This window comes from Kineococcus siccus, from assembly GCF_009906795.1.
Taxonomy (GTDB): Bacteria; Actinomycetota; Actinomycetes; order Actinomycetales; family Kineococcaceae; genus Kineococcus; species Kineococcus siccus.
In genome coordinates this window covers 1-569 of record NZ_JAAALN010000451.1, presented here as the reverse complement: position 1 = coordinate 569, position 569 = coordinate 1, and the positions used below count along the sequence as shown (strand labels likewise).

At 77.0% G+C, this 569-nt stretch carries 1 protein-coding gene; it reads left to right on the top strand.

All coding sequences use genetic code 11. The features are described 5' to 3' along the window. Positions 1-139 precede the first annotated feature (139 nt). A partial coding sequence (locus GTR02_RS22085; RefSeq protein WP_338073988.1) for a GntR family transcriptional regulator occupies positions 140-569 on the top strand: 430 nt, incomplete at its 3' end.

Genomic DNA, 569 nt, shown 5'->3' with positions numbered 1-569 from the left:
GGTCGCGGGTGCTCACCGCCGGAATCATGCCCGGCGCCCGCGGTCGACCGCACCGGCCCCCGCCGTTCACCTCCTGTGCATGCACAACCCTGGCCACCCCGGCAGCGCCGTGCGAAGATCGGCGGCGATCCGGGGTGCTGTGCATGCAGAGACCCTCTCGACGGCGAAGGGCGGGGCTGTGCGCGCGAGCGAGCGGGCCTACGCCCGGCTGCGCGCCGACGTCCTGGACGGTGTCCTGGCGCCCGGCGCGGTCCTCGCGGAGGTCGAGCAGAGCGTGCGCCTCGGCGTCTCGCGCACGCCCGTCCGCGAGGCCTTCGCGCGGCTGCTCACCGACGGTCTCCTCGCGCCGCTGCCGGGCCGCGGCCTCGTGGTCACGGCGGTCTCGGCCGTGGGCGTCGACGAGCTCTACGAGGTGCGCGAGGCGCTCGAGGAGCAGGCCGTGCGGCTCGCCGCCCGCCGCGGCGACCCGGCCGTCTTCACGGCGCTCGCCGCCCGCTTCGGCGACGCGCCAGCGCTCGTGGAGGCCGGGGAGGACGGGCTGCGCCGCTACTACGACCTCGTGGCGGAGT